The organism is Kutzneria kofuensis (assembly GCF_014203355.1).
Classification (GTDB): domain Bacteria; phylum Actinomycetota; class Actinomycetes; order Mycobacteriales; family Pseudonocardiaceae; genus Kutzneria; species Kutzneria kofuensis.
Map to the genome: position 1 here is coordinate 4,135,330 of NZ_JACHIR010000001.1, position 26,217 is coordinate 4,161,546.

General features: G+C 70.9%; 24 protein-coding genes. 10 read left to right on the plus strand and 14 right to left on the minus strand.

The annotated features are described in order from the left end of the window. The 3 genes from gnd to dnaA form a co-directional block, all read right to left on the minus strand. Entirely contained in the window at positions 1-915 is a 915-nt protein-coding gene (gnd, locus tag BJ998_RS19095) for a phosphogluconate dehydrogenase (NAD(+)-dependent, decarboxylating) (RefSeq protein WP_184868775.1), read from the minus strand. Positions 916-949: 34 nt separating this feature from the next. Further along, positions 950-2,086 carry a DNA polymerase III subunit beta gene (gene dnaN, locus BJ998_RS19100; RefSeq protein ID WP_184863516.1) on the minus strand — a complete coding sequence of 379 codons (1,137 nt, stop codon included), beginning with the start codon at positions 2,084-2,086 and terminating at the stop codon, positions 950-952. Between the two features lie 1,338 nt (positions 2,087-3,424). Further along, on the minus strand, positions 3,425-4,972 hold the full coding sequence (gene dnaA / locus BJ998_RS19105) for a chromosomal replication initiator protein DnaA (protein WP_184863518.1): 1,548 nt from the start codon (positions 4,970-4,972) through the stop codon (positions 3,425-3,427). 565 nt (positions 4,973-5,537) lie between these two features. On the opposite strand from dnaA, the gene rpmH reads away from it, so the two are divergent. The 8 genes from rpmH (at position 5,538) to BJ998_RS19145 (ending at position 10,904) form a co-directional block, all read left to right on the plus strand. Further along, entirely contained in the window at positions 5,538-5,681 is a 144-nt protein-coding gene (gene rpmH / locus BJ998_RS19110) for a 50S ribosomal protein L34 (protein ID WP_084579815.1), read from the plus strand. Between the two features lie 12 nt (positions 5,682-5,693). After that, entirely contained in the window at positions 5,694-6,080 is a 387-nt protein-coding gene (gene rnpA / locus BJ998_RS19115) for a ribonuclease P protein component (protein ID WP_184863520.1), read from the plus strand. Further along, entirely contained in the window at positions 6,077-6,343 is a 267-nt protein-coding gene (gene yidD, locus BJ998_RS19120; protein ID WP_184863522.1) for a membrane protein insertion efficiency factor YidD, read from the plus strand. The genes rnpA and yidD overlap by 4 nt, the downstream gene beginning before the upstream one ends. Before the next feature lie 4 nt (positions 6,344-6,347). Then, the gene (yidC, locus tag BJ998_RS19125; RefSeq protein WP_184863524.1) at positions 6,348-7,439 is read left to right on the plus strand and encodes a membrane protein insertase YidC; all 1,092 of its coding nucleotides are present in this window, start codon (positions 6,348-6,350) and stop codon (positions 7,437-7,439) included. Positions 7,440-7,467: 28 nt separating this feature from the next. Continuing rightward, the gene (locus tag BJ998_RS19130) at positions 7,468-8,001 is read left to right on the plus strand and encodes a Jag family protein (protein ID WP_184863526.1); all 534 of its coding nucleotides are present in this window, start codon (positions 7,468-7,470) and stop codon (positions 7,999-8,001) included. A gap of 205 nt (positions 8,002-8,206) precedes the next feature. After that, positions 8,207-8,893: a 16S rRNA (guanine(527)-N(7))-methyltransferase RsmG gene (gene rsmG, locus BJ998_RS19135; RefSeq protein ID WP_184863528.1), complete on the plus strand. Its 687-nt coding sequence runs from the start codon at positions 8,207-8,209 to the stop codon at positions 8,891-8,893. 107 nt (positions 8,894-9,000) lie between these two features. Beyond that, positions 9,001-9,918 (plus strand): ParA family protein, encoded by a 918-nt coding sequence (locus BJ998_RS19140; RefSeq protein ID WP_184863530.1) that lies wholly within the window; start codon positions 9,001-9,003, stop codon positions 9,916-9,918. Then, a complete protein-coding gene (locus BJ998_RS19145; protein WP_184863532.1) occupies positions 9,915-10,904 on the plus strand; it encodes a ParB/RepB/Spo0J family partition protein in 990 nt (329 codons plus the stop codon). The genes BJ998_RS19140 and BJ998_RS19145 overlap by 4 nt, the downstream gene beginning before the upstream one ends. Positions 10,905-11,093: 189 nt before the next feature. Here the strand turns inward: BJ998_RS19145 and BJ998_RS19150 are convergent, their stop codons facing one another. Continuing rightward, entirely contained in the window at positions 11,094-12,047 is a 954-nt protein-coding gene (locus tag BJ998_RS19150) for a D-alanine--D-alanine ligase family protein (protein WP_184863534.1), read from the minus strand. Between the two features lie 21 nt (positions 12,048-12,068). Next, entirely contained in the window at positions 12,069-13,388 is a 1,320-nt protein-coding gene (locus BJ998_RS19155; RefSeq protein WP_312890203.1) for an aminotransferase-like domain-containing protein, read from the minus strand. A gap of 155 nt (positions 13,389-13,543) precedes the next feature. On the opposite strand from BJ998_RS19155, the gene BJ998_RS19160 reads away from it, so the two are divergent. Continuing rightward, on the plus strand, positions 13,544-14,182 hold the full coding sequence (locus tag BJ998_RS19160) for a GNAT family N-acetyltransferase (protein WP_116174433.1): 639 nt from the start codon (positions 13,544-13,546) through the stop codon (positions 14,180-14,182). 45 nt (positions 14,183-14,227) lie between these two features. On the opposite strand, the gene BJ998_RS19165 is transcribed toward BJ998_RS19160, so the two are convergent. The 9 genes from BJ998_RS19165 to BJ998_RS19205 all read right to left on the minus strand — a co-directional run bounded on the left by BJ998_RS19165 (position 14,228) and on the right by BJ998_RS19205 (position 24,660). Then, positions 14,228-15,373 carry an N-acetylmuramoyl-L-alanine amidase gene (locus tag BJ998_RS19165; RefSeq protein ID WP_184863536.1) on the minus strand — a complete coding sequence of 382 codons (1,146 nt, stop codon included), beginning with the start codon at positions 15,371-15,373 and terminating at the stop codon, positions 14,228-14,230. Between the two features lie 202 nt (positions 15,374-15,575). Next, positions 15,576-15,902, minus strand: a complete 327-nt coding sequence (gene trxA / locus BJ998_RS19170; RefSeq protein WP_184863538.1) for a thioredoxin — start codon at positions 15,900-15,902, stop codon at positions 15,576-15,578. Positions 15,903-15,933: 31 nt separating this feature from the next. Then, entirely contained in the window at positions 15,934-16,911 is a 978-nt protein-coding gene (trxB, locus tag BJ998_RS19175) for a thioredoxin-disulfide reductase (RefSeq protein ID WP_184863540.1), read from the minus strand. Positions 16,912-17,025: 114 nt separating this feature from the next. Further along, positions 17,026-17,913: an RsmA family anti-sigma factor gene (locus tag BJ998_RS19180; protein ID WP_184863542.1), complete on the minus strand. Its 888-nt coding sequence runs from the start codon at positions 17,911-17,913 to the stop codon at positions 17,026-17,028. Next, on the minus strand, positions 17,910-18,527 hold the full coding sequence (gene sigM / locus BJ998_RS19185; RefSeq protein WP_184863544.1) for an RNA polymerase sigma factor SigM: 618 nt from the start codon (positions 18,525-18,527) through the stop codon (positions 17,910-17,912). Before sigM ends, BJ998_RS19180 begins: the two co-directional genes overlap by 4 nt. Before the next feature lie 119 nt (positions 18,528-18,646). After that, on the minus strand, positions 18,647-20,215 hold the full coding sequence (locus BJ998_RS19190; RefSeq protein WP_312890204.1) for a protein kinase family protein: 1,569 nt from the start codon (positions 20,213-20,215) through the stop codon (positions 18,647-18,649). A gap of 70 nt (positions 20,216-20,285) precedes the next feature. Then, positions 20,286-21,944 carry a murein biosynthesis integral membrane protein MurJ gene (murJ, locus tag BJ998_RS19195; protein WP_246488621.1) on the minus strand — a complete coding sequence of 553 codons (1,659 nt, stop codon included), beginning with the start codon at positions 21,942-21,944 and terminating at the stop codon, positions 20,286-20,288. Beyond that, entirely contained in the window at positions 21,941-24,133 is a 2,193-nt protein-coding gene (locus BJ998_RS19200; RefSeq protein ID WP_184863546.1) for a DUF6049 family protein, read from the minus strand. Before BJ998_RS19200 ends, murJ begins: the two co-directional genes overlap by 4 nt. Continuing rightward, entirely contained in the window at positions 24,130-24,660 is a 531-nt protein-coding gene (locus BJ998_RS19205; protein ID WP_184863548.1) for an NUDIX hydrolase, read from the minus strand. Before BJ998_RS19205 ends, BJ998_RS19200 begins: the two co-directional genes overlap by 4 nt. A 92-nt stretch (positions 24,661-24,752) precedes the next feature. Here BJ998_RS19205 and BJ998_RS19210 point away from each other — a divergent pair, with 92 nt between their 5' ends. After that, positions 24,753-26,204: a CCA tRNA nucleotidyltransferase gene (locus BJ998_RS19210; RefSeq protein WP_312890205.1), complete on the plus strand. Its 1,452-nt coding sequence runs from the start codon at positions 24,753-24,755 to the stop codon at positions 26,202-26,204. Positions 26,205-26,217 lie beyond the last annotated feature (13 nt).

The following is a 26,217-nucleotide window of genomic DNA, read 5'->3' on the forward strand; positions in this document are numbered from 1 at the left end:
TCAGTGCGTGGAGCCGCCGCCGGACGACGGACCGGCCATGTGCACCGCGTGACCGCCGAACTGGTTGCGCAGCGCGGCGACGGCACGCATCGCGGGCGAGTCGTCCTGGCGGGAGGCGAACCGGGCGAACAGCGCGGCGGAGATCACCGGCGCCGGCACCGAGTGGTTGATCGCCTCCTCGACGGTCCACCGACCCTCGCCGGAGTCCTCCACGTAGCCGCGCAGGTCGTCCAGCTCGGGGTCGGAGTCCAGGGCACGGACCAGCAGGTCCAGCAGCCAGGACCGGACCACGGTGCCGCGCTGCCACGCCTTGATGGTCGCCGGCACGTCCGTGACCAGCTCGGACGCCTCCAGCAGCTCGAAGCCCTCGGCGTAGGCCTGCATCAGGCCGTACTCGATGCCGTTGTGCACCATCTTCGAGAAGTGGCCGGCGCCGACCGGACCGGCGTGCGCGAAGCCCTCCTCGCGCGGGCCCTCGGGGCGGAGCGCGTCGAAGATCGGCATCGCCTGCTCGACCCACTTGTGCTCGCCGCCGACCATCAGGCCGTAGCCGACCTCGAGACCCCAGACGCCGCCGGACACGCCGCAGTCGAGGTAGCCGATGCCCTTCTCGGCCAGCGAGGCCGAGTTGGCCGAGTCGTCGGTGAACCGCGAGTTGCCGCCGTCGATCACGAGGTCGCCCTCGCTGAGCAGCTCGCGCAGTTCCTCGACGGTCTGCCGGGTCGGGTCACCGGCCGGGACCATGATCCACACCGTCCGCGGCGCCGCCAGCGCGCCGACCAGGTCGGCCAGGCTGGCGACGTCGGTGACGTCCGGGTTGCGGTCGTAGCCCACCACCTCGTGGCCGGCCTTGCGCAACCGCTCCCGCATGTTGAAGCCCATCTTGCCCAGGCCGATGAGTCCGAGCTGCACGATCGCGGTCCTCTCCGTGTTGCAGGCTGCAGGTAGGTCAGCCGGGCAGGCGCACCGGCATCAGCAGGTAGAGGTACCCCTCCGCCACGCTTCCATCCTCGCCCACCGGCTTGATCAGTGCGGGCCTGCTCGGTGTGGTGAACGACAAGTGGGCACGATCCGTGCGCACCGCCGCCAGGCCGTCGAGCAGATAGCCGGGGTTGAACGCGATCGTCACCGGGTCGCCGGTGAACTCCACGGGCAGCTCCTCCTCCGCGCTGCCCTCGTCGTCACCGCCCGCGGACAGCCGCAGGCCGCCGTCGCTGAACTCCAGCCGGACCTGGGTGCCGCGCTCGGCGACCAGCGACACGCGCTTGATCGCGTCCTGCAGCGAGGACACCTCGATGATCGCAGCCGCGTTGTGCTCGGCGGGGAGAAGTTGCCGGTACTTCGGAAACTCGGCATCCAGAAGTCGGCTGGTGGTCCGCCGCCCGGTGCCGGACAGGCCGAGCAGGCCGTCGCCGGAGGCCAGGGACAGCTCGACCGTCGAGCCGGCGCCGCCCAGCGTCTTGGCCGCCTCGGCCAGGTTGCGGGCCGGGACCAGGACCGCGGTGTCGACCTCGTCGGCCGGCTCCCAGTCGAACTCGCGCATCGCCAGCCGGAACCGGTCGGTGGCGACCAGGGTCAGCTTGCCGCCGTTGAACTCGACCCGGACGCCGGTCAGCATCGGCAGCGTGTCGTCCTTGCCGGCCGCGACCGCCACCTGGCCGACCGCCTCGGCGAAGACCTCACCGGCGAGCGCGCCGGCCCGCTGCGGCATCGCCGGCAGCGCCGGGTAGTCCTCGACCGGCATGGTCGGCAGGCTGAACTTGGCGCTGCCGCACGTGATCGAGACGCGGGCCCCGTCGACGGCGATCTCCACCGGGTGGTTGGGCAGCGCCTTGGTGATGTCCGCGAGCAGTCGGCCGGAGACCAGGGTCTTGCCGCCGGCCGCGATCGTGGCCGGCACGCCGACCTGGGCCGAGACCTCGTAGTCGAAGCCGGAGACCGTCAGCGCGTCGCCGGTGTCGCCCTCGTCCGAGCCGGCGTCCAGCAGGACACCGCCGAGGACCGGGACCGGCGGCCGCGACGGCAGGCTTCGGGCGACCCAGGCCACGGCGTCGGCTAGACCGTCGCGCTCGACGCGGATCTTCATGAGGGCGTCCTTTCCTTCGGCACGACCTTGGTCGTCCCCGTGTCGTCCGGGCTCGGCACACGACCGGGTCCTAGGGGAGCCCAACGGTAGAGCGTGCGGGGCCGCTTCGTCATGTCGGGGCTTCCCCGGCCGGACCGCCGCTGTCCCCAACTTCGGCCACCCCCTGTTTTTCTTCTTTTCATCTCTTCGAAGAGATCCCCAGTAACAGCAGTAAGGGTTGTGGATTGTGTGGACAACCGGGGTTTGCGCTGTTCAGGTGATGGCTGGGGGTGTGGGCAAGTACCCCGGGTGACCGGTGGACAACTTGGGGCCCCCGTGGACAACTTCTCGGCTGCTCCGTTCGGTCCACAGATCGGTCGAGTTGTCCACATCCCCATCCCCAGATGTGGGCTGGTTCGTCCCCAGGCGTTGCACAGGGTGAAAGTGGCCCAGGTCTCCCCGATGTGGGTGACTGTGGACAACTTTTCTGGGATCCGGGGCCGATCGGGCACCCCGGGCCGCCAGAAAAGTTCATCCGCCGAGGGTTGCGGCCGGCGAGTTTTCTGAGGGCGGCCGGCCCGCGACCGGGGTCGGTGGTCAGAAAGATCACGGAGGCCGCGCCCAGGTCGATGGGCGGATCCGGGCCGCGGGCGGGGCGGGAGCCGCCGGCGCAGAGCTTCTCATCGAGGGGCGGACCGGCCCGCAACCCGGTCAGCGAGTCGGCGACTTTTCCCGGCCGGGGGTGGGGCGCTCCGGCGGGGGCAGTGAGAAAGGGGTCGGCGGCGGCCGGGGCGGCGGGCCCAAGGGCTGACCGGCGGCCGGGCGGTGAGCTCCGTCGACTGGTCGGCGGGCGTGGCCGACGCCGGCTTTCTGGCCGAGGTCGATGGCGGCTCCGCGAGGCCGACCAGAAAGGTCGCGCCTCTCTGATCAGAGCCCGGCCGGCTGGCTCGCGACCGCGCCGCCACCCGCTGCCGATCTGGCCGGCACCGCGTCCGGTCGACCTGGTGTCGGCGGACCGTCAGTCTTTCTGGCTGGGCTCGGCGCCGGGCGCGCCCCCTCAGTCAGAAAGGTCGCGCCGTGGACCGGCGGCCCCGCGGGCCGAGGTGGTCCGGCGCGTAGATCAGTAAGGTGCGGCACCGCGGACGCGGCCGCCATCTTTCTCACTGGCTTGGGTGACCGCGCCGGGCACGTGGTGAGAAAGGTCGGCCAGGGGGCAACCCGGCGGCGGGAAGGTTTCTCACCGGGGCCGGCGGCGGACCGGGGTGCCTCGTGAGAAAGAAGTCGGCGTCGGGCGGCCAGGGCCGGACAGCCGCGAGCGGCCCACCGGGATGCGGGGGCCGCTCAGGGACGAAACGGGGGTCAGCCGCGGGCGCGCTGCTTGATGCGGGAGGTCAGCTCCTGCACCTGGTCGTAGATCCGCCGGCGCTCCGCCATCTCCTTGCGGATCTTCTTGTCCGCGTGCATGACGGTGGTGTGGTCGCGGCCGCCGAAGGTCTGGCCGATCTTGGGCAGCGACAGGTCGGTCAGCTCCCGGCACAGATACATGGAGATCTGCCGGGCCTGGGCCAGCGCCTTGGTCTTGCCCGGGCCGCACAGGTCGTCGATGGTCACGCCGAAGAACTCGGCGGTCACGGCCATGATCGTCGGGGCGGTGATCTCCGGGGCGTGCGAGTCCGGGATCAGGTCCCGCAGCACGATCTCGGCCAGCTGCACGTCGACGGGCTGCCGGTTCAGCGACGCGAACGCGGTGACCCGGATCAGCGCACCCTCCAGCTCCCGGATGTTGCGCTCGATCCGGGCGGCGATGAACTCCAGCACCTCCGCCGGCGCGGCCAGCCGGTCCTGCGCGGCCTTCTTGCGCAGGATGGCGATCCGCGTCTCCAGCTCGGGCGGCTGGATGTCGGTGATCAGGCCCCACTCGAACCGCGTGCGCAGCCGGTCCTCCAGGGTCTCCAGCCGCTTGGGCGGCCGGTCCGAGGACACCACGATCTGCTTGTTCGAGTTGTGCAGCGTGTTGAAGGTGTGGAAGAACTCCTCCTGCGTTCCTTCCTTGCCCTCCAGGAACTGGATGTCGTCGACGAGCAGCACGTCGATGTCCCGGTAGCGGCGCTGGAAGGCGATCTTGCGGTCGTCCCGCAGGGAGTTGATGAAGTCGTTGGTGAACTCCTCGGTGGACACGTACCGCACCCGCATCCCCGGGAACAGCCGCTGCGCGTAGTGCCCGACGGCGTGCAGCAGGTGGGTCTTGCCCAGACCGGACTCGCCCCAGATGAACAGCGGGTTGTACGCGCGCGCCGGCGCCTCGGCCACCGCCACCGCGGCCGCGTGGGCGAACCGGTTGGACGCGCCGATGACAAAGGTGTCGAAGGTGTACTTCTCGTTCAGCCTGGTCTGCGAGTTGGTCTGCTGGCTCGGCTGCGCCGCCGGCGGCCCGCTGAACGTCGGCCAGATCTCGTGCACGGTGGCCAGCGCCTCGCGCTCCTCGTCCACCTCGTCCTCGGACTCGCCGTCCTCGGACAGGGTGATCGCCGGCATCGGCGCGGTCTGCTCCGCGGGGGCGACGGCCGGCGGGCGCGGAGCGGGCGTGGTGATCAGCGGCTGCGGGGTGGGCGCGGGCGGCGGGCCGGCGGCGGCGCGCGGCACCACGGTGTCGACCTTGACGGCCAGCGACACCGGGCGGCCGAGCCGGCGGGACAGCGCGGCGGTGATCGGATCGCGCAGCGCCCGCTCGATGGCCTCCTTGGCGAAGTCGCTCGGCGCGCCGAGCAGGACCGTGCCGTCCAGCAGCCCGATCGGCCGGGTCACCCGCATCCAGGCGCGCTGCAAGGAGGACAGGGCCCCTGCGGCGAGCAGTTCCTGGACGACCTGGTCCCATACCTGACCGAGGTTGGTCTGGTCGTCGGACACGCCCTGCTCCCCTCCCCTCGCCTGTTTCGCCGACGCCGGGTCGGCGTGCGAATGCGCAGCAGCCCCAGAGCGTCACGTCCGGTTGCGCTGTGGACACCGGACCGTGTAGTCCACAGGTTGTCCACAACTGTGCACGAAGGTACGCCGGGACACATCGGCGCCTCGCACTGGGTCGGCCAGCGGCGGGGTCCGGGTTCCGCGCGGACGGTTCGGCGCCACGTGTGGGGAGCCCCGGGCCGGGCCCGAGGGCGAAACCGCGGAGGAGCACGCTAACAAGGCGTGGCAGCCGCCACAAGACGAACCGGCCGGTCACTCCCCCACCGTGACCGTCTGTCCCCTGATGGGGTGGCTGGGCTGCCGATTTGAGAACCGGCGCGTAGCTGCGTACTCTCGAATGGTCTCCCGCTGGCAGCGGGCGTCTTCGCGCGCCCGTGCCAATGAGCGCCGGAACGTGATCCGGCGCCCACGACTCTCGTCCGGTGTGGCCGTGTAGTGCGGTGACCGTGTGAGTGCGGCTGGGGGACACCACCAGACCTGCTTGCAGTGAGCACCGGGAGACCCAGAAGTGAGCAAGGGTAAGCGCACCTTCCAGCCCAACAACCGTCGTCGCGCCAAGACCCACGGGTTCCGGCTGCGGATGCGTACTCGCGCGGGCCGCGCGATCCTCGCCGCTCGCCGCGGCAAGGGCCGCGCCCGCCTCTCGGCCTGACCCCGACGCGCCGTGCTCCCCGCGGCCGCCCGGCTGACCAGTAGCCACGACTTCGGCCTGGTCGTCCGCCGGGGTCGCCGAGCCGGCAGACCCCGGCTCGTCATGCACGCCCTGACGAGCCCGGCGGACACCACAGCACCGACGTCGCCCACCCGGACCGAGCTCGCTCGGACCAGGGTGGGCTTTGTCGTGAGCAAGGCCGTCGGCAACTCGGTGGTGCGCCATCGGGTCAGCCGGCGGTTGCGGCACCAGATGGCGCAGCGGCTCGAACAGCTGCCGGCCGGCACGGCGGTCGTGGTGCGGGCGCTGGCGCCCGCCGCCACCGCGACCAGCGCCGAGCTCGGCCGGGACCTGGACGCCGCGCTGCGCCGCCTCGGCCTGGCCGGTGGTGCCTCGTGACCGTCGCCGCGAAGGTGCTGGTGGCCCCGATCCGGGGATACCAGAGGTGGATCTCCCCCCTGTTCCCCCCGAGCTGTCGCTTCTACCCGAGTTGCAGTGCATATGCGGTGGAGGCGCTGACCGTCCATGGTGCGGTGCGCGGCAGCTGGCTGACGATTCGCCGGCTGCTGCGCTGCGGGCCCTGGCATCCTGGAGGCTTGGACCCGGTGCCGCCACGGCAGCCGCGGACCGGCGCCAGTTCCAACACCGCTGCCGAGGAGTAGCTCAGTGCTCAACTTCATCTATTACCCCGTGTCGGGGATCTTGTGGGTATGGCACAAGGTCTTCGGCGCCATCTTCGGTGACGGGGCCTTCGGCGGTGCGGCCAGCTGGGCGCTCTCAGTGGTGTTCCTCGTGTTCACCCTGCGAGTGATTCTGTTCAAGCCGTTCGTCGCGCAGGTCAAGTCCATGCGCAAGATGGCCGAGTTCCAGCCCGAGATCAAGAAGCTGCAGAAGAAGTACGCCAACGACAAGCAGAAGCTCGCGGCGGAGATGCAGAAGCTCCAGTCCGAGCACGGCGTGAACCCGCTCGCCGGCTGTCTGCCGATCCTGCTCCAGGCGCCCGTCTTCATCGGCCTTAACCACGTGCTGCGGTCGTTCAACCGCCCCGGGCTGTCCTACGACCAGAACATAAAGATCGCGAACTACTGGATCCCGACCGAGGACGTGCAGTCGTTCCTCCAGGCCCGCCTGTTCGGCGCGCCGTTGTCGTCGTACATCGCGATGGCCGACAACGAGCTGAACGCGTTCGTCCCGCACGTGGGTCGGCTGGACGTCATCCTGGTGTCGATCCCGTTGATGATCGTGGCCAGCATCGCGACGCACCTGACCGCCCGGCACAACGTGGCCCGGCAGACCGCCGCGGTGACCGCGAACCCGCAGACCGCGATGATGAACAAGCTCACCCTGTACTTGTTCCCGCTCGGCGTGCTCGCCTTCGGCGCCTTCCTGCAGATCGGTCTGCTGTTCTACTGGCTGAGCAACAACGCCTGGACGCTCGGTCAGCAGTACTTCGTCTACCACCGGATCGACCGGGAAGAGGCCGAGGCGAAGGCCAAGAAGGTCGAGCAGCGCAACAACCTCGCGCCCAAGCCCGGGCAGAAGCCGATGCAGCAGGTGCGCAAGGTCGGCAAGTCGGCCGAGCCGGCGGACACCACTGACGCCGCCGAGACGGCGAGCGCGGAGAGCGAGTCGACCGGCAACGGGTCGAGCGCGCCGGCCAACGGCAGCGCCGTCAACGGCAGTGGCGACGCGTCCACCAAGATCCCCGGTCTGGCCCCGGACCGAGCCCGCAAGAAGCAGAGCCGTAAGCGTCGCTGACGCCGAGCTGTTCTGGAGAGGAGAGAACGTGTCGGAGACGTTGCAGGCGGCCGATGCCGACCAGGAGACGACCGAGGAGCGGTCGTCGTCGAACACCGAGGATCTGCTCGTCCAGGAGGGCGACATCGCCGGTGACTACCTGGAGCAGCTGCTGGACGTGCTCGACTACGACGGCGACATCGACCTGGACGTGGAGGCCGGCCGCGCGATCGTGAGCATCGACGGCGGCGAGGAGCTGGAGAAGCTCGTTGGCCCGCGCGGCACCGTGCTGGAGGCGCTGCAGGAGCTCACCCGGCTCGCCGTGCAGCAGGAAACCGGTGTGCGCAGCCGGCTCATGCTGGACATCGCCCGCTGGCGTGAGGGCCGCCGCAGCGAGCTCCGCGAGCTCGGCCGCTCCGCCGCCGAGAAGGTGCTGTCCACCGGCGAGAAGGTTCGGCTCCAGCCGATGACCCCCTTCGAGCGCAAGGTCGTGCACGACGCCGTCGCCGCCGTGAAGGGCACCTACAGCGAGAGCGAGGGCGAGGAGCCTCAGCGCCGCGTGGTGGTCTTCAAGGAGCAGTGATCGAACGCTCGACCGGCGCGGCCCGTTTCACGTGAAACGGGCCGCGCTTTTTTGTGCCCGGAGTCGGGTAGGCGCGTCCTTCGAACGGGTGCCACACAGCGACGGGAGGCGTTTGTTGGTCGCTGTGTTTCACGTGAAACGGGGTCGTCGGGGAAGATGGGGCGGACACGGTTTCACGTGAAACGTGCGGACGGATTGGGAGCGTATGAGCGAGGCGTTGGAGCCGTCGGCGGACCTCGTGGAGCGGGTGTTCGGCGACGGGGCGTCGGGGGCCATCAAGTTCGCCACGCTCTTGGCCGACCATGGAGTGGAGCGCGGTCTCATCGGCCCGCGTGAGGTCGAACGGCTCTGGGAGCGCCATCTGTTCAACTCGGCCGTACTTGCCGAGTTGGTGCCACAGAATTGTCGGGCGGTGGACGTAGGCTCGGGGGCGGGACTTCCCGGCATCCCGCTGGCGATCGCCCGACCCGACGTCCGGCTGACCCTGTTGGAACCGATGGCTCGGCGCGTCGCCTGGCTCCAGGAAGTCGTGGACACCCTCGGCCTCGACGTCGAGGTGATGCGTGGCCGGGCGGAGGAGCCCGAGGTGCGACGCCGGCTCGGTGGCAGCGACATTGTCACCGCCCGTGCGGTCGCGCCGCTGGAGAAGCTGGCGAAGTGGTGCCTGCCGCTCCTTCGGTCCGGCGGGCAGTTGCTGGCGCTCAAGGGCGCCAGCGCGGCCGAGGAACTGGAACGCGATGCGGCAGCGGTGGCGAAGGCGGGTGGCCGCCGCCAGTGGGTGGCCACCTGTGGCGCCGAGGTGCTTGAGGTGCCGACGACCGTCGTCGTGGTGGAACGAGACGAACAGGTGGGGCGTCGTGACGGCGGGCGTCGGAGACGGAAGGATGGGTGAGCGTGTACTCGGATCCTCAGATCGGAGCACCGCATGTTCCACGTGAAACAGCGCGACTCGCAGAGGCACACGACGGGCCCGTCGGAGCCGGAGAGGTACTACGCCCGATGAATCCAGGAATGAGCGAGTCGGTCATGGCCGGCGAAGGCGCGACTTGGACTCCGATCGAAGCCGAGGCTCAGCGCGCCGCCAAGGTGCTGCACCCGGATTCGTTGAAGCTCCCTCGACCGGCGCAGCGCCGCATCATGACCGTGGCCAACCAGAAGGGCGGCGTCGGCAAGACGACCAGCACGGTCAACCTCGCCGCCGCACTCGCCCTGCACGGGCTGAAGACGCTCGTGATCGACCTCGACCCGCAGGGCAACGCCAGCACCGCTCTCGCCATCGAGCACCGGTCCGGCACACCGTCCGTCTACGAGGTGCTGATCGGCGAGATCTCCATCGCCGACGCGGCGGCGGTCAGCGAGCAGTCCCCGAACCTCTACTGCGTGCCGGCCACCATCGACCTCGCCGGCGCGGAGATCGAACTCGTCTCCATGGTCGCCCGCGAGTCCCGGCTCAAGGAGGCGCTCTCCAGCGAGGCGCTCGACGAGCTCGGCATCGACTACGTCTTCATCGACTGCCCGCCCTCGCTCGGTCTGCTGACGGTCAACGCGCTCGTCGCGGCCAAGGAGGTGCTGATCCCGATCCAGTGCGAGTACTACGCCCTGGAGGGACTCGGCCAGCTGCTGCGCAACATCGACCTCGTCAAGGCGCACCTGAACCCGGCGCTGGATGTCTCCACCATCCTGCTCACCATGTACGACGGCCGGACCAAGCTGGCCGACCAGGTGACCAGCGAGGTGCGTGGGCACTTCGGCGACACCTGCCTCCAGACGGTCATCCCCCGCAGCGTGAAGGTCTCGGAGGCGCCCGGCTACGGCCAGACGGTGCTCGCCTACGACCCGGGTTCGCGCGGCGCGATGAGCTACCTGGACGCCGCTCGTGAGATCGCCGACCGCGGCACGGAAATGGAGCGCGCATGACCCCGCCGGAACGCAAGGGTGGCCTGGGCCGCGGCCTCGCGGCGCTCATCCCCCAGGGTCCGCCCCCCGGCGAGACCAACGGCGCCGGCGTGAAGCTCGGCGCCGCCACGGACGAGGCTCCCCCGGCGGTCGTCGGGGGCAACACGGTGGCCGGCGCGGTGTACCGCGAGGTGCCGATCACCGAGATCAAGCCGAACCCGAAGCAGCCCCGCCAGGTCTTCGACGAGGACGCACTGGCCGAGCTGGAGCACTCCATCCGCGAGTTCGGCCTGATGCAGCCGATCGTCGTTCGCGAACTGGGTCGCGGCTCCTACGAGCTCGTGATGGGTGAGCGCCGCTGGCGCGCCTCCCAGCGCGCCGGCCTGGACGCGATCCCCGCCATCGTGCGGCAGACCGCCGACGACGCCATGCTGCGCGACGCGCTGCTGGAGAACATCCACCGCGCCCAGCTGAACCCGCTCGAAGAGGCGGCCGCGTATCAGCAGCTGCTCGACGAGTTCGAGGTGACGCACGAGGAGCTCGCCTCCCGCATCGGCCGCAGCCGGCCCGTCATCACCAACACCATCCGGTTGCTCAAGCTCCCGCTCCCCGTCCAGCGCCGCGTCGCCGCCGGGGTGCTGTCCGCCGGCCACGCCCGGGCGCTGCTCGGTCTGGAGGACTCCGGATCGCAGGAAGACCTCGCCGCGCGGATCGTCGCCGAGGGCCTCTCCGTCCGGGCCACCGAGGAAGCCGTGACGCTCGCGAAGAACGAGGCCCCGGCCAAGCCGAAGCCCGCTCCCCGCAAGCCCATCCACGCCCCCGGGCTCCAGGACCTCGCCGACCGCCTGTCGGACTCGTTCGACACCCGCGTCAAGGTCGAACTCGGCCGCCGCAAGGGCCGGATCGTCGTCGAGTTCGGGTCGGTCGACGACCTCGAACGCATCGTCGGCCTCATCGCGCCGGATGCGGCAAATCGGACACAGATCGGGGACATCCCATCACCTTGACCACTTACGTCACGGTGACGAAGGGCTTGGAGCGGCCCCGAGCGGTGTTCTGTGGGCCATGGGAGGACGAGCGGCGACGGTCGCGTTCGGAGACGAAAGCGACCGCGGCGCCCGGTGTCCCGAGGAGTGGTGAGGCGCGGCTCGGCCGAGCGAGCGGCGGCCGGGAGATCGACCGCGGCGGAGTCGGCGCTAGCGGGGACCGCGGGCGACGGCGCGTTCGATGAGGGCGGCGAAGGTGTCGCCCAGGGACCGGCCGGCGGCTTCGATGGCCATGGGCAGTAGCGACGTCTCCGTGAGGCCCGGGGACACATTGACCTGGAGGAAATTCACCGTGCCGTCGGGGGCGACGATGGCGGTGGTGCGAGAGACGTCTCGAAGGCCCAGGAGGCGATGGGCGGCGACCGCGAGCTCGCCGACCTCGGTGGCGACAGAGGGGTCGAGCCGCGCGGGGGTGTGGAAGTCGGTGAGGCCGGCGGTGTACCGGGCGGTGTAGTCGTAGGTGCCGGTGGTGGGGCTGATCTCGACGGCGGGAAGGGCCTCGGGGCCGGCAGGACCCTCCAGGACGCCGACGGCGACCTCGACGCCGTCGACGAACTGCTCGGCCAGCACGGTGTCGCCGTAGGCCAAGCAGCCGACCATGGCGGCGGGAAGCTCGGCGGCCTCGCGGACGACCTGGGTGCCGAGGGCGGAGCCGCCCTGGTCGGGCTTGAGGATCAACGGCAGGCCGATGCGGTCCACGAGGGCGTCCAGGACGGCCTGGGCGCCCAACTCGCGGAAGGTGCTGTGCGGCAGCACAACCCAGTCGGGGGTGGCCAGACCGACCCGGGCGAGCTCGGCCTTGGCGGTGGGCTTGTCCCACGCCCGCCGGCAGGAACGGGAGTCGGTGCCGACGTAGGGAACGCCGAACATCTCCAGGATCGACTGGATGGAGCCGTTCTCGCCCTCACCGCCGTGCAGCGCGACGACAACGGCGTCGGGGCGGTTGCTGCGCAGGCGTTCGAGCAGGCCGGCGTCGGCGTCCCACTCCTCGACGGTCAACCCGACCGAGCGAAGGGCAGCCGACAACCGCCTACCCGAGCGCAGCGACACGTCCCGCTCGTGCGACAACCCACCCGACAGCACGGCGACCCAGCGATCCGACATGGGAGCCACCGTAGATGACGGTCAGGCGGTGTCCGGAGTCGGCGTCTGCGCGCCGGACAGCCGGCGGTGCTGGACGGTGCCGAAGGTGTCGAGCAACTCCAACTCGCCTTCGAGCACGGCGGCCAGGCGCCGAACGCCCTCCCGGATCCGCTCCGGGGTCGGGTAGCAGTACGACAGCCGCATCTGGCGGCTGCCGAAGCTGTCGGCGTAGAACGCGGTGCCGGGCACGTAGGCCACGCGCTGCGTGACGGCCCGCGGCAGCATCGCCTTGGTGTCCAGCCCCTCGGGCACGGTCAGCCACACGTAGAAGCCGCCCTCGGGCTTGGTCCACGTGCACCCGGCCGGCAGTTGCTGCTCCATGGCGGCCAGCGTGGCGTCCCGGCGCTCCCGGTACGCCTCCCGGTAGGTCTTGATCTGGCCCTTCCAGTCGTGCTGCGACAGGTACCGGCTCACCACGGCCTGGGTGAACGCCGGCGGGCACAGCGTGGCCGACTCGGCGGCCAGGACGAGCTTCTCGCGGACGGCGTGCGGCGCGAGCACCCAGCCGACCCGGAGGCCGGGGGCGAAGGTCTTGGAGAACGAGCCGAGGTAGACCACGTTGGTCGGGTCGGCGGAGCGCAGCGCCGGGTAGGTCTGGCCGTCGAAACCGAGCAGCCCGTACGGGTTGTCCTCGACGACGAGCACGTCGTGCTGGGCGCAGATCTCCAGGATCTCGGCCCGTCGCTGCACCGACAGCGTCACGCCGGCGGGGTTCTGGAAGTTCGGGATGGTGTAGAGGAACTTCACCCGGCGGCCGCTCGCCGTCACGGCGGCCAGCGCCTGGCGCAGCGCCTCGGGCACCAGGCCGGCGTCGTCCATCTCGACGTGCACGACCTGAGCCTGGTAGGCGGAGAAGGTGCCCAGCGCGCCGACGTACGACGGGGCCTCGGCCAACACGACGTCACCCGGGTCGCAGAAGACCCGGGTGACCATGTCGAGCCCCATCTGGGAGCCGACGGTGACCACCACGTCGTCGGGGTGCGCGGTGATGCCCTCGAGCGCCATCACCTCGCAGATCTGCTCACGCAGCTCGACGGTCCCCTGGGCGGAGCCGTACTGCAGCGCGGTCAGCCCCTCGCTGGCCATCAGCTGGCCGACGTCCGCGGCGAGCGATTCCAGCGGAAGTGCGGAAAGATAGGGCATGCCACCGGCGAGGGAGACAACCTCGGGGCGGCTCGCCACCGCGAAGAGCGCTCGGATCTCAGATGCCGTCATGCCCGCCGTGCGCGCCGCGTAGCGGCCGAGGTGCGGGTCGAGGCTGCGTCCGGCCTGGTGCGCCGGCTGAGATCCGGTGTCGCTCACGCCTGCCTCCCTCAACTTGTGAGGCGTGGTAGATCAGATGAGTGTAACGGGCGTCCCGATCGGGGCTGAGTCCTTCCGACGCTCGTCACACCGGCCTATGCTGGTTCGGTTCCCGTGGGGTCACGCGGGGTTCAGGTCTGCGCGTGGGAGGTCGGGTGTCGCGGCGCGTTGTGGGCGTCACTCTGGACAACCTGGAGCACCTCCCCAAGCGGTGCCGGAAGTGCGTGTTCTGGGAACTCGCCCCGCACCTGAAGGAGCAGGCCGAGGAGTACGGGCAGACCGACTTCGAGAAGGAGGCCTGGGTCTCCAGCGTGCTGCTGGAGTGGGGCTCCTGCGGCCGGATCATCTACGTCGACAACGTGCCCGCCGGTTACGCCCTCTACGCGCCGCCGAGCGCGGTGCCCAGGGCCGTCGCCTTCCCCACCGCCCCGGTGTCGGCCGATGCGGTGCTGCTGACCGCGCTGCGGGTGCTGCCCGAGTTCGAGCGCGGCGGCCTGGGCCGCGTGCTGGTGCAGGCGGTGGCCAAGGACCTCACCCGCCGCGGCGTGAAGGCGATCGAGGCGTTCAGCGACGCGTCCATCGACGACGAGTCCAGCTGCGTCATCCCGGCCAACTTCCTGCTCTCCGTCGGCTTCAAGACGGTCCGCCCGCATCCGCGTTGGCCCCGCCTGCGCTTGGAGCTGCGCACGGCGCTGTCGTGGAAGGAAGACGTGGAGGCGGCGCTGGAGCGGCTGCTCGGCACGGTGACGATCACCGGCGTCGGCAGCGCCGAGCCCAGCCTGCGCCCCGCATGAAAAATCGCCCCGCTCGCAAGCGGGGCGATTTGTCGATCTCCTCGCCTACTCGGCCTTGGCCAGCTCGTGCCGGATCAGGTCCGCGAAGGTGAAGGTGCCGGTCGGCTGGTCGTTCTCACCCAGCAGGTAGAGCCGCTTCACCGCGACCAGGATGCCCTCGGCCACGGTGTCCCGGAAGGCCGGATCCGCCAGCTTGGCCCGGTCCGAGACGTTGGTCAGGTAGCCGACCTCCACCCGCACCGCCGGGCAGCGCGTCATCCGCAGCATGTCCCAGGTGCGGCCGTGGGTGCGGCAGTCCGGCAGCCCGGTGCGGGCCACCAGCTCGCGCTGGATGAAGCCGGCCAGCGTCTCCCCGACCGTCGACGTGGTGGTGCCGTTGCCGGTGCCGTAGTGGAACGTGGCGACACCGCTGGCCAGCGGCGAGGCGTTGGCGTCCGTGTGCAGCGACAGGATCAGGTCCGCGCCCGCCTCGTTGGCGAACCGGGCCCGCTCCCGCTCCGGCGGGCACTGGTCGGGGCCGCGGGACAGCAGCGCCTCCATGCCGGTGGCCTGCATCCGGCCCTCCAGCCGGCGCGCCAGGTCCCACACCAGGTCGGCCTCGCTGTGCGTGCCGACGACAACACCGCGGTCCCGGCCGCCGTGACCCGGGTCGATGACGATGCGCTTGCCGCGCAGCCGCGGCCCGGCCCGGCGGACCTGCTCCTGCTCGCGCAGCAGCACCGGCCGGCCGCCGCGCACCTTGGGCGTCAGCTGGCGCAGCGCGCGCACGGTCTCCGCGCCGCAGATGCCGTCCACGGTCAGGCCGTACTCGCGCTGGAAGTTGCGCAGCGCCAGCTCGGTCTGCTGGTCGAACACGCCGGTGTGGCGGCCCGCGTCGAAGCCGAGCTCCAGCAGCCGCTCCTGCAGGGCGGCCACGTCGTCGCCGGTCATCGGGTGCGAGACCAGGTAGGTCAGGGGTCGGTCGCCGAGCTGGTAGGTGGCGGCACGCAGGGACGCGTAGGTGGCCGAGCCGACCAGACCGTCGGTGATCAGGCCCCGTTGCTGCTGGAAGGCACGCACCGCGTGCTCGACCTCGGCGTCGAAGACGACGTCGCCGTCCTGCGGGTTACCGGACAGCAGCCCCAGCGCGATGAGAGTCGACCTGATCTCGGCAACTGCCGGACCGACGTCACCGCGACGGAGAACCTGCATACACCCTCGCTCGTCTAGGGCGCCGGATACTCCGGCGCGGTGTGTGACGCTTCATTGTGCCCTGTCCGTGACAATGCTCAGAACGGGGCTACACAGAGCGTTCGGCCCACTACGCAACTGGTCCGAACGGCCCAGACGAGCGCGGCCCGCGCGTCGAAGAGTAAGACGCGCGGGCCACACGAAAGGGTTGCCTCTCGGCGTGTCACAGCACGCCGGACAGCTCCGCCAGCATCGCGGCCTTCGGCTTCGCGCCCACGATCTGCTTCACCGGCTCGCCGCCCTGGAACAGCATCATCGTCGGCACCGACATGATCTGGTACTGCCGGGCGATCGCCGGGTTGGCGTCGATGTCCAGCTTGGCGATGGTCAGCTTGTCCGAGTGCTCGGCCGCGATCTCCTCGAGCACCGGCGCGACCATCTTGCACGGGCCGCACCAGGTCGCCCAGAAGTCGACCAGCACGGGCTTGTCGCTCTTGAGCACGTCCTGGTCGAAGGACGAGTCCGTGACGGTGACGGTGTTGCCGGCCATGGTGATCTCCTACGTGGGTGGAAGGGGGATGTCAGTTGACGGGGACGGCGGTGGCCTCGGGCTCGGGCGCGGCGCCCGCGTGCTCGGCCAGCCAGCGTTCAGCGTCGATGGCCGCCGCGCAACCGGAGCCGGACGCGGTGATCGCCTGCCGGTAGGTGTGGTCGACCAGGTCGCCGGCGGCGAACACGCCGTCGAGCTTGGTGTAGGTGGAGGGCGCCAGCACGCGCACGTAGCCGTCCTCGTCCAGGTCGACCTGGTCCTTCACCAGCGCGCTGCGCGGGTCGTGGCCGATCGCCATGAACAGGCCGGTGACCGCCAGCTCCGACTCCTCGCCGGTGCGCGTGTCGCGAACCTTCACGCCGCTGACCGTCGTGTCGCCGAGCACCTCGAGCACCTCGGTGTTCAGCTGCCACTTGATCTTCTCGTTGGCCCGGGCGCGCTCCAGCATGATCCGGGAGGCGCGGAACTCCTCGCGCCTATGGATGATCGTCACGCTGCGCGCGAAGCGGGTGAGGAAGGTGGCCTCCTCCATCGCCGAATCGCCGCCGCCGACCACCGCGATGTCCTGGTCGCGGAAGAAGAAGCCGTCACAGGTCGCACAGGCCGACACGCCGCGGCCGAGCAGCTTCTGCTCGCCGGGGATGTTCAGGTAGCGCGCGGCCGCGCCCATCGCGAGGATCACCGCGCGGGCGGTGTAGCGCACGCCGTTGGCGGTGACGTACTTGACGTCACCAGTCAGCTCGACCTGCTCCACGTCCTCGGTGCGCAGCTCGGCGCCGAAGCGCTCGGCCTGGGCCCGCATCTGCTCCATCAGCTCGGGGCCCATGATGCCGTCGCGGAAGCCGGGGTAGTTCTCGACCTCGGTTGTGGTCATCAGGGCGCCGCCGAACTGCGTGCCCTCGAACACCAGCGGCTTCAACTGCGCCCTGGCCGCGTACACCGCCGCGGTGTAGCCCGCGGGGCCGGACCCGACGATGATCAGGTTCCGGACTTCTGATTCCGCCGCCACTGACACGACCTCCGTATCGCGCTCGCCAGACGTTCTGTTGAACGCGATGGTAGGTGTCCGGCATTCCGCACCGGAGAGTGACGGCCGGCACCGGGCCGGCCGCCTCCTCCCCGGTCAGCCGCCGATGGTGGTGTTGGCCAGGGTGGCGGGGTTGCCGGCCGCACAGTCCGTGCCGACCACCAGCAGCTGGTAGTGGACGGCCTTGCCGGTCGGCAGCAGCAGCATCACGGCGGGCTTGCCGTCGACGGTGGCCCGCCGGCCGAAGATCGGCTTGGCACCGGCGTCCAGGCCGTTGGCGACCAGGCAGGCGCGCAGCTTGCCGGCATCGGTGAACGGCCCGTAGTCCTGCGCCCCGATGGCCTTGGCGCCGGCGCCGGGCAGGTCACCGCTGTGCAGCGTCAGCGGGCCGTTGTTCTGCGGATCGGTCTGGATGCTGGTGTTGGGGATGGCCTGCGGTGTCCCGCCGGTGCTGCCACCCGGCACCGTGACGACCACGACGCCGACCGCGACCGCGGCGGCGGTGAGCAGGCCGCCGGCGATGCCGAGCAAACGGTTGCGCCGGCGACGGGCCTCGGCGAGGTCGACGACGGGAGCAACCGGCGCGGAGGCGTGCGGCGGGGTCATCGGCCCGGCGGCCGGCCGCAACGGCACGGGCGGCTGTGGCGAGGTCCCCGGCGGCATGGCGCCGGTGGTGGTGACCTGCGGGACCACGGGTGGCACGGGGCCGGCCGCGGGTGCAGGGAGCTGGTGCGGTGTCACCGGCGACTGCGTGGCGCTGCGGGCAGCGGCCTCAGCGGCCAGGGCAGCGTCGATACGGGCGGCGACGTCGTCGGGCATGCGCATCGGCGGCAGCGCGGCCAGCTCGGCCTGGGTGGCGTCGAGGGCGGCCAGCACCGCGAGAGCGTCGGCGTCGAGGCGCGACCGGTCGCCGCCGTCCGCGTGCAGGTCGGCGAGCAGGTCAACGGACCACGGCTGCCCGCCGTGGGGCGAATCCCCGTTCATCGGCCCTCCCAGTGGCGTTGCGGATGCGAACCCGGTGCACTACCTGGGACGTTCGCATCTGCACTTGGGTTCCGCAGGTGCCCGAGAAGTTTCGCCAGCTTCGTCCGGCCCCGTGCGCAGCGGCTCTTCACGGTGCCCTCGGCGATGCCCAGCATCTTGGCGGTCTCCGCCACCGAGTATCCCTCGACGTCGACCATCACGATGGGCACGCGCTGCTCGGCGGGCAGCTCGTGCAGCGCGTCCTGGACGACCATCCGGGTCTGCAGCTCCGACACGGCGTCGCGGGGCACGCTGGGCTCGTGCCCGCCCTCCTCCGGCAGCGGCACGGTGGGACGGGCCTGCCGGCGGCGGATCCGGTCGAGGCAGGCGTTCACCACGATGCGGTGCAGCCAGGTGGTCACCTGCGACTCGGCGCGGAACGACCCGGCGGCGCGGAACGCCGAGATGAAGGCCTCTTGGAGCGCGTCAGCCGCCTCGTCGGGATCACGCAGGGTGCGAACGGCCACCGCCCACATCCGGTCCCGATGTCGCCTGACCAACTCCCCGAAAGCATGCGGATCGCCGGCGGCATGAGCCGCTATCAGGTCGGCATCCGAGCTGGCGGCTGCGGTCACCCGGTGAGGATATCGGTCCTGCGTTCAGGCTCTTTGACGCGGCCGAACGGATGATCACGGACGGGGAGAGAAGAGCAGCGGCCAGGAGGAGGGACAGGGTGGGACGAAGCACCGGCGGGTCACCGCGCGCCGATGAACTTCACCTCGGAGATCTGCGACGCGAACAGCTTGCCGCTCGGGCTCATGCTGGTGATCCAGACCACGATGCGGTCGCTCGGCGAGGCCATCTTCACCGGGATGGTGGTCTCGCCCGAGGCCAGCGTGCCGCTGCCGACCACCAGGGTCTGCTGCAGCTGCGGCTGGCCGCTGGCGGCGGTGCGGATCTCCACCTTGGTGCCGGCGCTGGGCGAGGTGATCACGACCTGGGCCAGCTTCACCGGCTGGCCGAAGGTGGCCATCAGCCCGATGCCGGGCTTGAGCGCGGGGAAGTTGGACAGGTACTTGTCCGTGCGCCACGAGGTGTTGGGGTCGCCGTCGATGGCCAGCCCGCCCTTGTTCGGGCTGTCCGGGTCGCTGGCCACGTTGAACACGCTGACGCTGGCCGGCTTCACCGGCCCCGAGGTCGGCGTCGGCGCGTTGTTGACGGACTGCTTGGTGTCGCTGGTCGGCACGACCTGGCTGATCACCAGCGGCGGGCCGCCGTCGCCCTTAGTGTTGGACTCGTTGAAGAAGCCGACCACCTGCATGGCGATCCAGCCCAGCACCAGCAGCGTGGCCACGGCCAGCGCGCTGACGCCGATGGCGAGCTTGCGGGTCCGCTTCTTGTCCTTGACCGGGCGCTGCGTCGTCCAGACGACGTCGTCCTCGGGCTCCTCGGCGACCACCGGGATCAGCCCGGTCTCCGCCTCCGCCTCGGCGATCTCGTCGAGCACCTGGAGGATCGCGGCGCCGGTGCGGATGCCACCGACGCTGGTGTCCTCCAGGCTGCGCACGGCCACCGTGGACAGCGAGTGCGGGACCATCGGGTGCAGGCTGCGCGGGGCGACCACGCTGCCGTTGGGGCCGATCGGCGCGACCGGCAGCCCCTCCGGCCCGCCGGGCAGCGCCCACCGGCCGGTCAGCAGCAGGTACAGGATCGCGCCGAGGCCCTTCACGTCGTCACGGGACGTCGCCTCGGCGCGCGGCCCGGGGAACGCCAGCCGGAGCTGTCCCTCGGGGGTGACGCGAATCCGCTGCGGGTGCTCGGTGCCCAGCACGAGGCCGGCGTGGTGCGCGCCCTCGACGGCGGCGGCCAGCGGCTCCAGCAGCCGGGACGCGGTGGCGGCCGGCAGCGGCCCGTCGGCGATGAGGTCGATCAGGTCGGTGCCGTTGGTCCACTCGGCGACGACGATGCCGAGGACCTGCTCCCGCGGCGCGATGCCGTTGCCGGGGCTGAGCACGTCCAGGATCCGGGACACGCCGGGATGCGCGTAGCTGGCGGCGTGCATGGCCCGTTCGATGGTGCGTCGAACCCTGGCGGCCGCGCGTGCGTCAGCCTGGTTACCGAGCAACACGGTGAGGGCGACGTCCCGGCCGAGCTGTCCGTCGCGGGCCCGCCACAGCTGCGCGTTGCAGCGGGCGTCCGTGCCGGAGTAGCTGAGCAGCCGATAGCGGCCGTCGCCGACCATGCCGCCCGGTAGGAGGGCAGGACTGGGCGGCCCGGCAGTGCCTCTGCCGGGCGGGGCCATCTCGGTCGGCCAGGTGCTCACCGCGTGCTTCTCCCGTCCCGCTCGGGGTCGAGGGTACGTGAAACCGGTCGGTCGGGCCCCGGGTGAACCCTCAGGTCCTGCGCACGAATCGGGTGATTCGGCTCAGCGCCGGCTGAAGTTCGTGCACCCTGAGCAACGTCATCATGCCGAATGCGCACGCGAGACCGAGCAGCCCACCACCGACCAGGGTCAACCATGCACCGCCCGCGCGGTGGATACCCCCGGGAATGTAGTGGGTAACCACCAGAGCCACGGCGAGTGCGGCGGCCGCGCCCCAGACGGAGCTGACGCCGGTCTTGACGTAGGTCTTCACCACGCGGCGGCTGCCGAGCTTGCCGAACCGGCGGCGCAGCCAGAGCTCCCCCATCACCATGCCGACGGTGTAGGTGAGGCCGTTCACGCAGGCGATGCCGTAGACCACGTCCTGGGCCGGCAGCAGGAACGGGCAGGCGAAGGTCAGCGGGACCTGGAAGATCACCATGAGCAGGCGCAGCACGGTCGGCGTGCGCGAGTCGTTGAACGCGTAGAACACCCGCAGCTGGAGCAGGGTGACGGCGTAGGGCAGCAGCAGGAAGGCCGACGCCGTCACGCCTAAGCCGAGCTCGAACGCGCCCGCCGACTCCGAGGACTTGATCGAGAACAGCGCGACGCCCATGGCCGGCCCGAGCACGGTCATCAGCGCGCTGATCGGCACCAGCATCACGGCGGTGAGCCGGCTGCCCTGGGACAGGTAGTCCAGCACGCCGGGCACGTCGCCCTCGGCTGCCGCCTGGCTCATCTTCGGCATGATCGCCGTGAGCAAGGACACGCCGAGCACGCCGTAGGGCACCTGCAGCAGGTTCCACGACTGCAGGTAGATCGACAGCCCGCCGCCGGCCGCGCCGGTGGCGACCCGGGTGGTCGCCCACACCGTCACCTGGCTGACCAGCACGTAGCCGAAGGCCCAGCCCATCAGCCCGCCGAACTGGCTGATCCGCTTGTCCCAACCCCACCGCCAGCGCAGCTTGAAGCCGCTGCGCAGCAGCGCCGGCACCAGCACCAGGGCCTGCGCGGCCACGCCCAGCGAGCTGCCGATGCCCAGCACCAGGAACTTGGCGTCGGTGAAGTGGAACGGGTTCAGGTCCCGGTCCCCCGGCACGATCATGTACGCGGCCAGCGTGCCGAACATGATCACGTTGTTGGCCACCGGCGCCCAGGCCGGCGCCTTGAAGATGTTCTGGGCGTTGAGGATCGCGCTGAACAGGGCGCTGATGCCGTAGAACAGGATCTCCGGCAGCACCAGGTAGCCGAACGCGGTGACCACCTCGGGCCGGGACTGGCCGGTCGAGCTGTCCACGAACACCCGGGTCAGCAGCGGCGCGCAGGCCACCGCCAGCAGCGTCACCACGAGGAGCATGACGGTGCCCATGGTGACCAGGCGCTGGGTGTAGGCGACGCCCTTGTCCTCGTCGTCGTGCCGGGCCTTGATCAGCACCGGGATCATCACGCTGGTCAGCACGTTCCCGACGAACAGCTCGTAGATCATGTTCGGGAAGTTGTTGGCCGCGTTGTACGCGTCCTGGGTCGCCGTGATGCCCAGCAGCACGGTCAGCGCCAGCCGCCAGCCGAACCCCGTGACCCGGCTGATCAGGGTGGCGATGGCCATCGAACCGCTCGCCTTGGCCAGCGACGGGGTTTCCTCGGCCTGCAGGTCGGCCGCTCTGATGACGATCGTCGCCGGCTCGCTCAACTCTCGCTCGACCTCTCGTCGCCGGGCACGCCGGCGGTCAGCTTCTCGGGTACGGGCGCGTGCACCGGCTCGGTGGCCTCGGCGGGGGCCTCCGGCGGCTGTGCCCTGCGCTTGCGGGACGCGGTGATCCGGCGGTAGATGCGCCGGCCGGACAGGCCGAACAGCGCGGCGGCGGCGACGCCGGTGATCACCAGGTTGACGGTGCCGAACGCGGTGGACGCCAGCTCGATACGGGCCGGTCCGCCCAGCGCGGTCCGGCCGGAGGTGGTGGTCAGCGAGACGGTCACGGTGAACCGGCCGCTGCGGGCCACGGTCGAATTGATCAGCACGTCGCGCGGCAGGCCGGCGGAGATCCACTGGTACGAGGGCTCGGCGTTGACCCCGCTCAGCGACTGCAGCCGCACCTCGACCTTCACCCGGACCGGCAGGTTGTTGAAGACGCGCACCGGCAACGGGCTGTCCTCGGACGCCAGCGTGATGGGGCTGTACGGCTGCTGGATGCCGACCTGGCCCTCCATCGCGCCCAACATCCCGGACGGCACCGACAGCGCGGCGGCGGCGCCGGCGTCGTTGCCGCGCCAGGCCCCGGACCCGGCGCGCAGCAGGGCGTCGAACGTGGGCGACATCACCTGCTCGGGGGTGACCTTCGAGGTCGTTTCCTGCTCCAGCGAGTCGTAGAGATCCCACGCATGGGTGGTCGCCTCGGCCACGTTCTGGGCGGCGACCGCGGACAGCTCGGCGCCCTGGGCGGAGTACCCGGGGGCGACCTTCGCGGTCGGCGTCGGGCCCGAGGCCAGCGTCGCCAGCCCGGCCGGGGCCAGGTACTGCTGGTCGGCCAGCGTCTGCACGCCGTTGAGCAGCGAGACGGCGTCCGCCTCGGACGCGGCCCACTGGTGCGGCGGGGCGATCACGATCGGCGCCGTCGAGCCGGCGTGCATCACCAGCGCGGACAGCGCCGCCGCCGGGCCGGTGGGCAGCGCGGCCGTCACCAGGTCATCGATGCGGATCACGCGGGGGCCCTTGTCGCCGAGCTGCGTCGGGTCCGAGCCGGGAACGGTCGCCGCGGACAGCAGCACGCTGCTCACCTTGGCGCCCTTGAGCAGGTCGCTGTCCAGCGTCTTCTGCGAGTTGTCGGTGAAGGCGGCCAGCGTCTTCGGGTCCAGCTGGCCGTCGATCGGCCAGGCCATGCCGGTCAGCGGGGCGACGCCCAGCACGTCGTGCAGCTCGTTGCCGGCCAGCGCGTACTGCACCAGCGACGTCGCACCGGCGCGGGCCAGCGCGTTCAGGTCGGTGTCGGCCCCGGGCAGCGCGAACACGCAGCGGCCGGGAACGTCCTGCTTGAGCCGGTCCAGCCAGGCGTGCGCGGCGGCCTGGCCCTTGCCGGCCACGGTGCCGCCCGGGACCTGCACGTGGTAGCCGGCCGACATCGCCTGCACGGTCGCGACCAGGTCGGGGTCGATGGCCAGGCAGATGGCCTGGGTCAGACCGACCGGGGCCGTCTCGTACGCACCGAGCAGACCGTCCAGGCGACCGCCCGCGGCCAGCTCACCGGCCAGGTCGTCGTCGGTCAGCACGGCATTGCCGTTGGTGTCGGCGTTGATCAGGCGTGGCCGGTCGGACAGCGGCCACAGCACGGTGGCCTTGGCCGGCGTCGGCGGCTTGGCCAGCGTGTCGCCGCCGGGCAGTGCCAGCACCGGCAGCACGGTGGTGGCCTGGCCGACCTTGGCCAGCCCGCCGAAGTCCGGCACGCCGTTGACGTTGACCATCAGCGGGTACACGCCGGGCGCGTCGACCTCCAGGCTGTTCGCGCTCACAGCGTGCAGGGTGACGGCGATGGTGAAGTTCACCGACTGACCAGGCGCGATGGACGGCGCCGCCGGCTGGAAGTCGCTGAACTTCACGCCGTTCTGCGGCTTGGACAGCGCAGTGCGCAGCCCGTTCTCGTCCAGCTTGGCGCCGCGCTCCAGGCGGATCTGCGCCTGCGACACCCGCCGGTCGCCGACGTTGGTCAGCCGGCCGCTGACCGTGACCAGGTCCGGCGTGCCCGCGGTGACGGGCTCCGGTGTCACCTGGCTGATGTCGATCCTGATGCGGTTCTGCTGGTCGGACTCCTGTGCGGTGGCGCTCGACGGGGCCAGCGTCAGCGTCGCGATACCCGCAGCCGCCACGGCGGCCAGCAGCTTCCTCACGCCGTCTCCGCCCCGGAACGCTCGCTGGAGGCTGACCCGTCGGAGAGCAGGTCGAGCGCCAGCCGCACCAGGCGGCGCTCGTCGGCGTAGGCGAGCAAGTCGTCCAGCTCGCCCAGCGGCACCCATGCCACCTCGGTGACCTCCACGTCCTCGTCTGACAGTTCTCCGCCCACCGCTTCGAGCAGGAAGTGGTGGACCGTCTTGTGCACCCGGCGGTCCTCGGCCACGAACCAGTAGTCGATCGTGCCGAGGGTGCGCAGGACCTTGCTCTCGATGCCGGTCTCCTCGCTGACCTCCCGGATGGCGGTCTGCTCGGATGTCTCCCCGGCCTCGATGTGTCCCTTGGGCAGCGACCACAGCAGCCGGCCCCGTCGGTCGAGCCGGCCAATGATCGCAGCGGCCGCGTGCGCCTCGTCGAGGACCAGCCCGCCCGCGGAGGTCTCGTCGACGGTCCGCAGCCGACGGCCCCGGCGCCGGTTGCGGCGCCCCGGCTTGGTTCCGCCGGAACGACCGGTCGACGGGGACATGCACGCGATGGTAGTGGTCAGCCCCGTGTGCTGGCCGTTGCAGGGCGATCGCGCTCCGACACCGAGTGTCGATACCGATACGCTGCCTTGCCGTGCCCGGTTCGAAATCCCCCGTCCTGTCCGACTCCGTGCGTGAGAATGCCGTGGTGGAACTGCTGCGTGTCGCCCCAGTGGCCGAGGAGCTCGCCGCCCGCTTCGCCGCCGCCGGCCACCAGCTCTACCTGGTCGGAGGACCCGTACGGGACGCGATGCTCGGGCGGATGGGCAACGACCTGGACTTCACCACCGACGCCCGGCCGCAGCAGGTGCTGTCCCTGGTCCGGTCCTGGGCGGACGCGGTCTGGGAGACCGGCATCGCCTACGGCACGGTCGGCCTGACCAAGCACGGCCACCAGCTGGAGATCACCACCTTCCGGGCGGACGCCTACGACCGGGTCAGCCGCAACCCCGAGGTGACCTTCGGCGACTCCATCGACGCGGACCTGCTGCGCCGCGACTTCACCGTCAACGCGATGGCCGTCGAGGTGAGCGAGCGTCGATTCGTCGACCCGTACGGCGGCGTGCAGGCGCTGGCGGACAAGGTGCTGGACACGCCGGCCACCCCGCAGGAGTCCTTCGCCGACGACCCGCTGCGCATGCTGCGGGCCGCCCGCTTCGTCAGCCAGCTCGGCTTCACACCCGCGCCACGTGTGGTCGAGGCCATGACGTCGATGGCCGACCAGATCACCCGCATCACCGCGGAGCGGGTGCAGACGGAGCTGTCCAAGCTGCTCTGCGGCGCGCACCCGAAGCTGGGCATCGAGCTGCTGGTGTCGACCGGGCTGGCCGCGCACGTGCTGCCGGAGCTGCCGGCGATGCGGCTGGAGATCGACGAGCACCACCAGCACAAGGACGTCTACCAGCACTCGCTAGTGGTGCTGGAGCAGGCGATCGCCCAGGAGGAGGACGGCCCGGACCTGATCCTGCGGCTGGCCGCGCTGCTGCACGACATCGGCAAGCCGGCGACCCGCCGGTTCGAGGACGGCGGCGGCGTCAGCTTCCACCACCACGAAGTGGTCGGAGCGAAGATGGTGCGCAAGCGCCTGCGCGAGCTGAAGTACAGCAAGGAGATCGTCACCGACGTCGCCCAGCTGGTGTTCCTGCACCTGCGCTTCCACGGCTACGGCAAGGGCGAGTGGACCGACTCCGCGGTGCGCCGCTACGTCACCGACGCCGGCCCGCTGCTCAGCCGGCTGCACAAGCTGGTCCGCGCCGACTGCACCACCCGCAACAAGCGCAAGGCCCAGCACCTGCAGCGGACCTACGACGAGCTCGAGGAGCGGATCGCCCGGATCGCCGCCGAGGAGGACCTGGCCCGGGTCCGGCCGGACCTGGACGGCAACGAGATCATGCGACTGCTGAACGTGCCGCCCGGTCCGATCGTCGGCAAGGCCTGGAAGTTCCTCAAGGATCTCCGGCTGGACCGCGGGCCGCTGGAGCACGACGAGGCGGTGGCCGAGCTGCTCGCGTGGGCCCGGGAGCAGGGCGTCGACGTCCCGGAGTGATGTTTCATGTGAA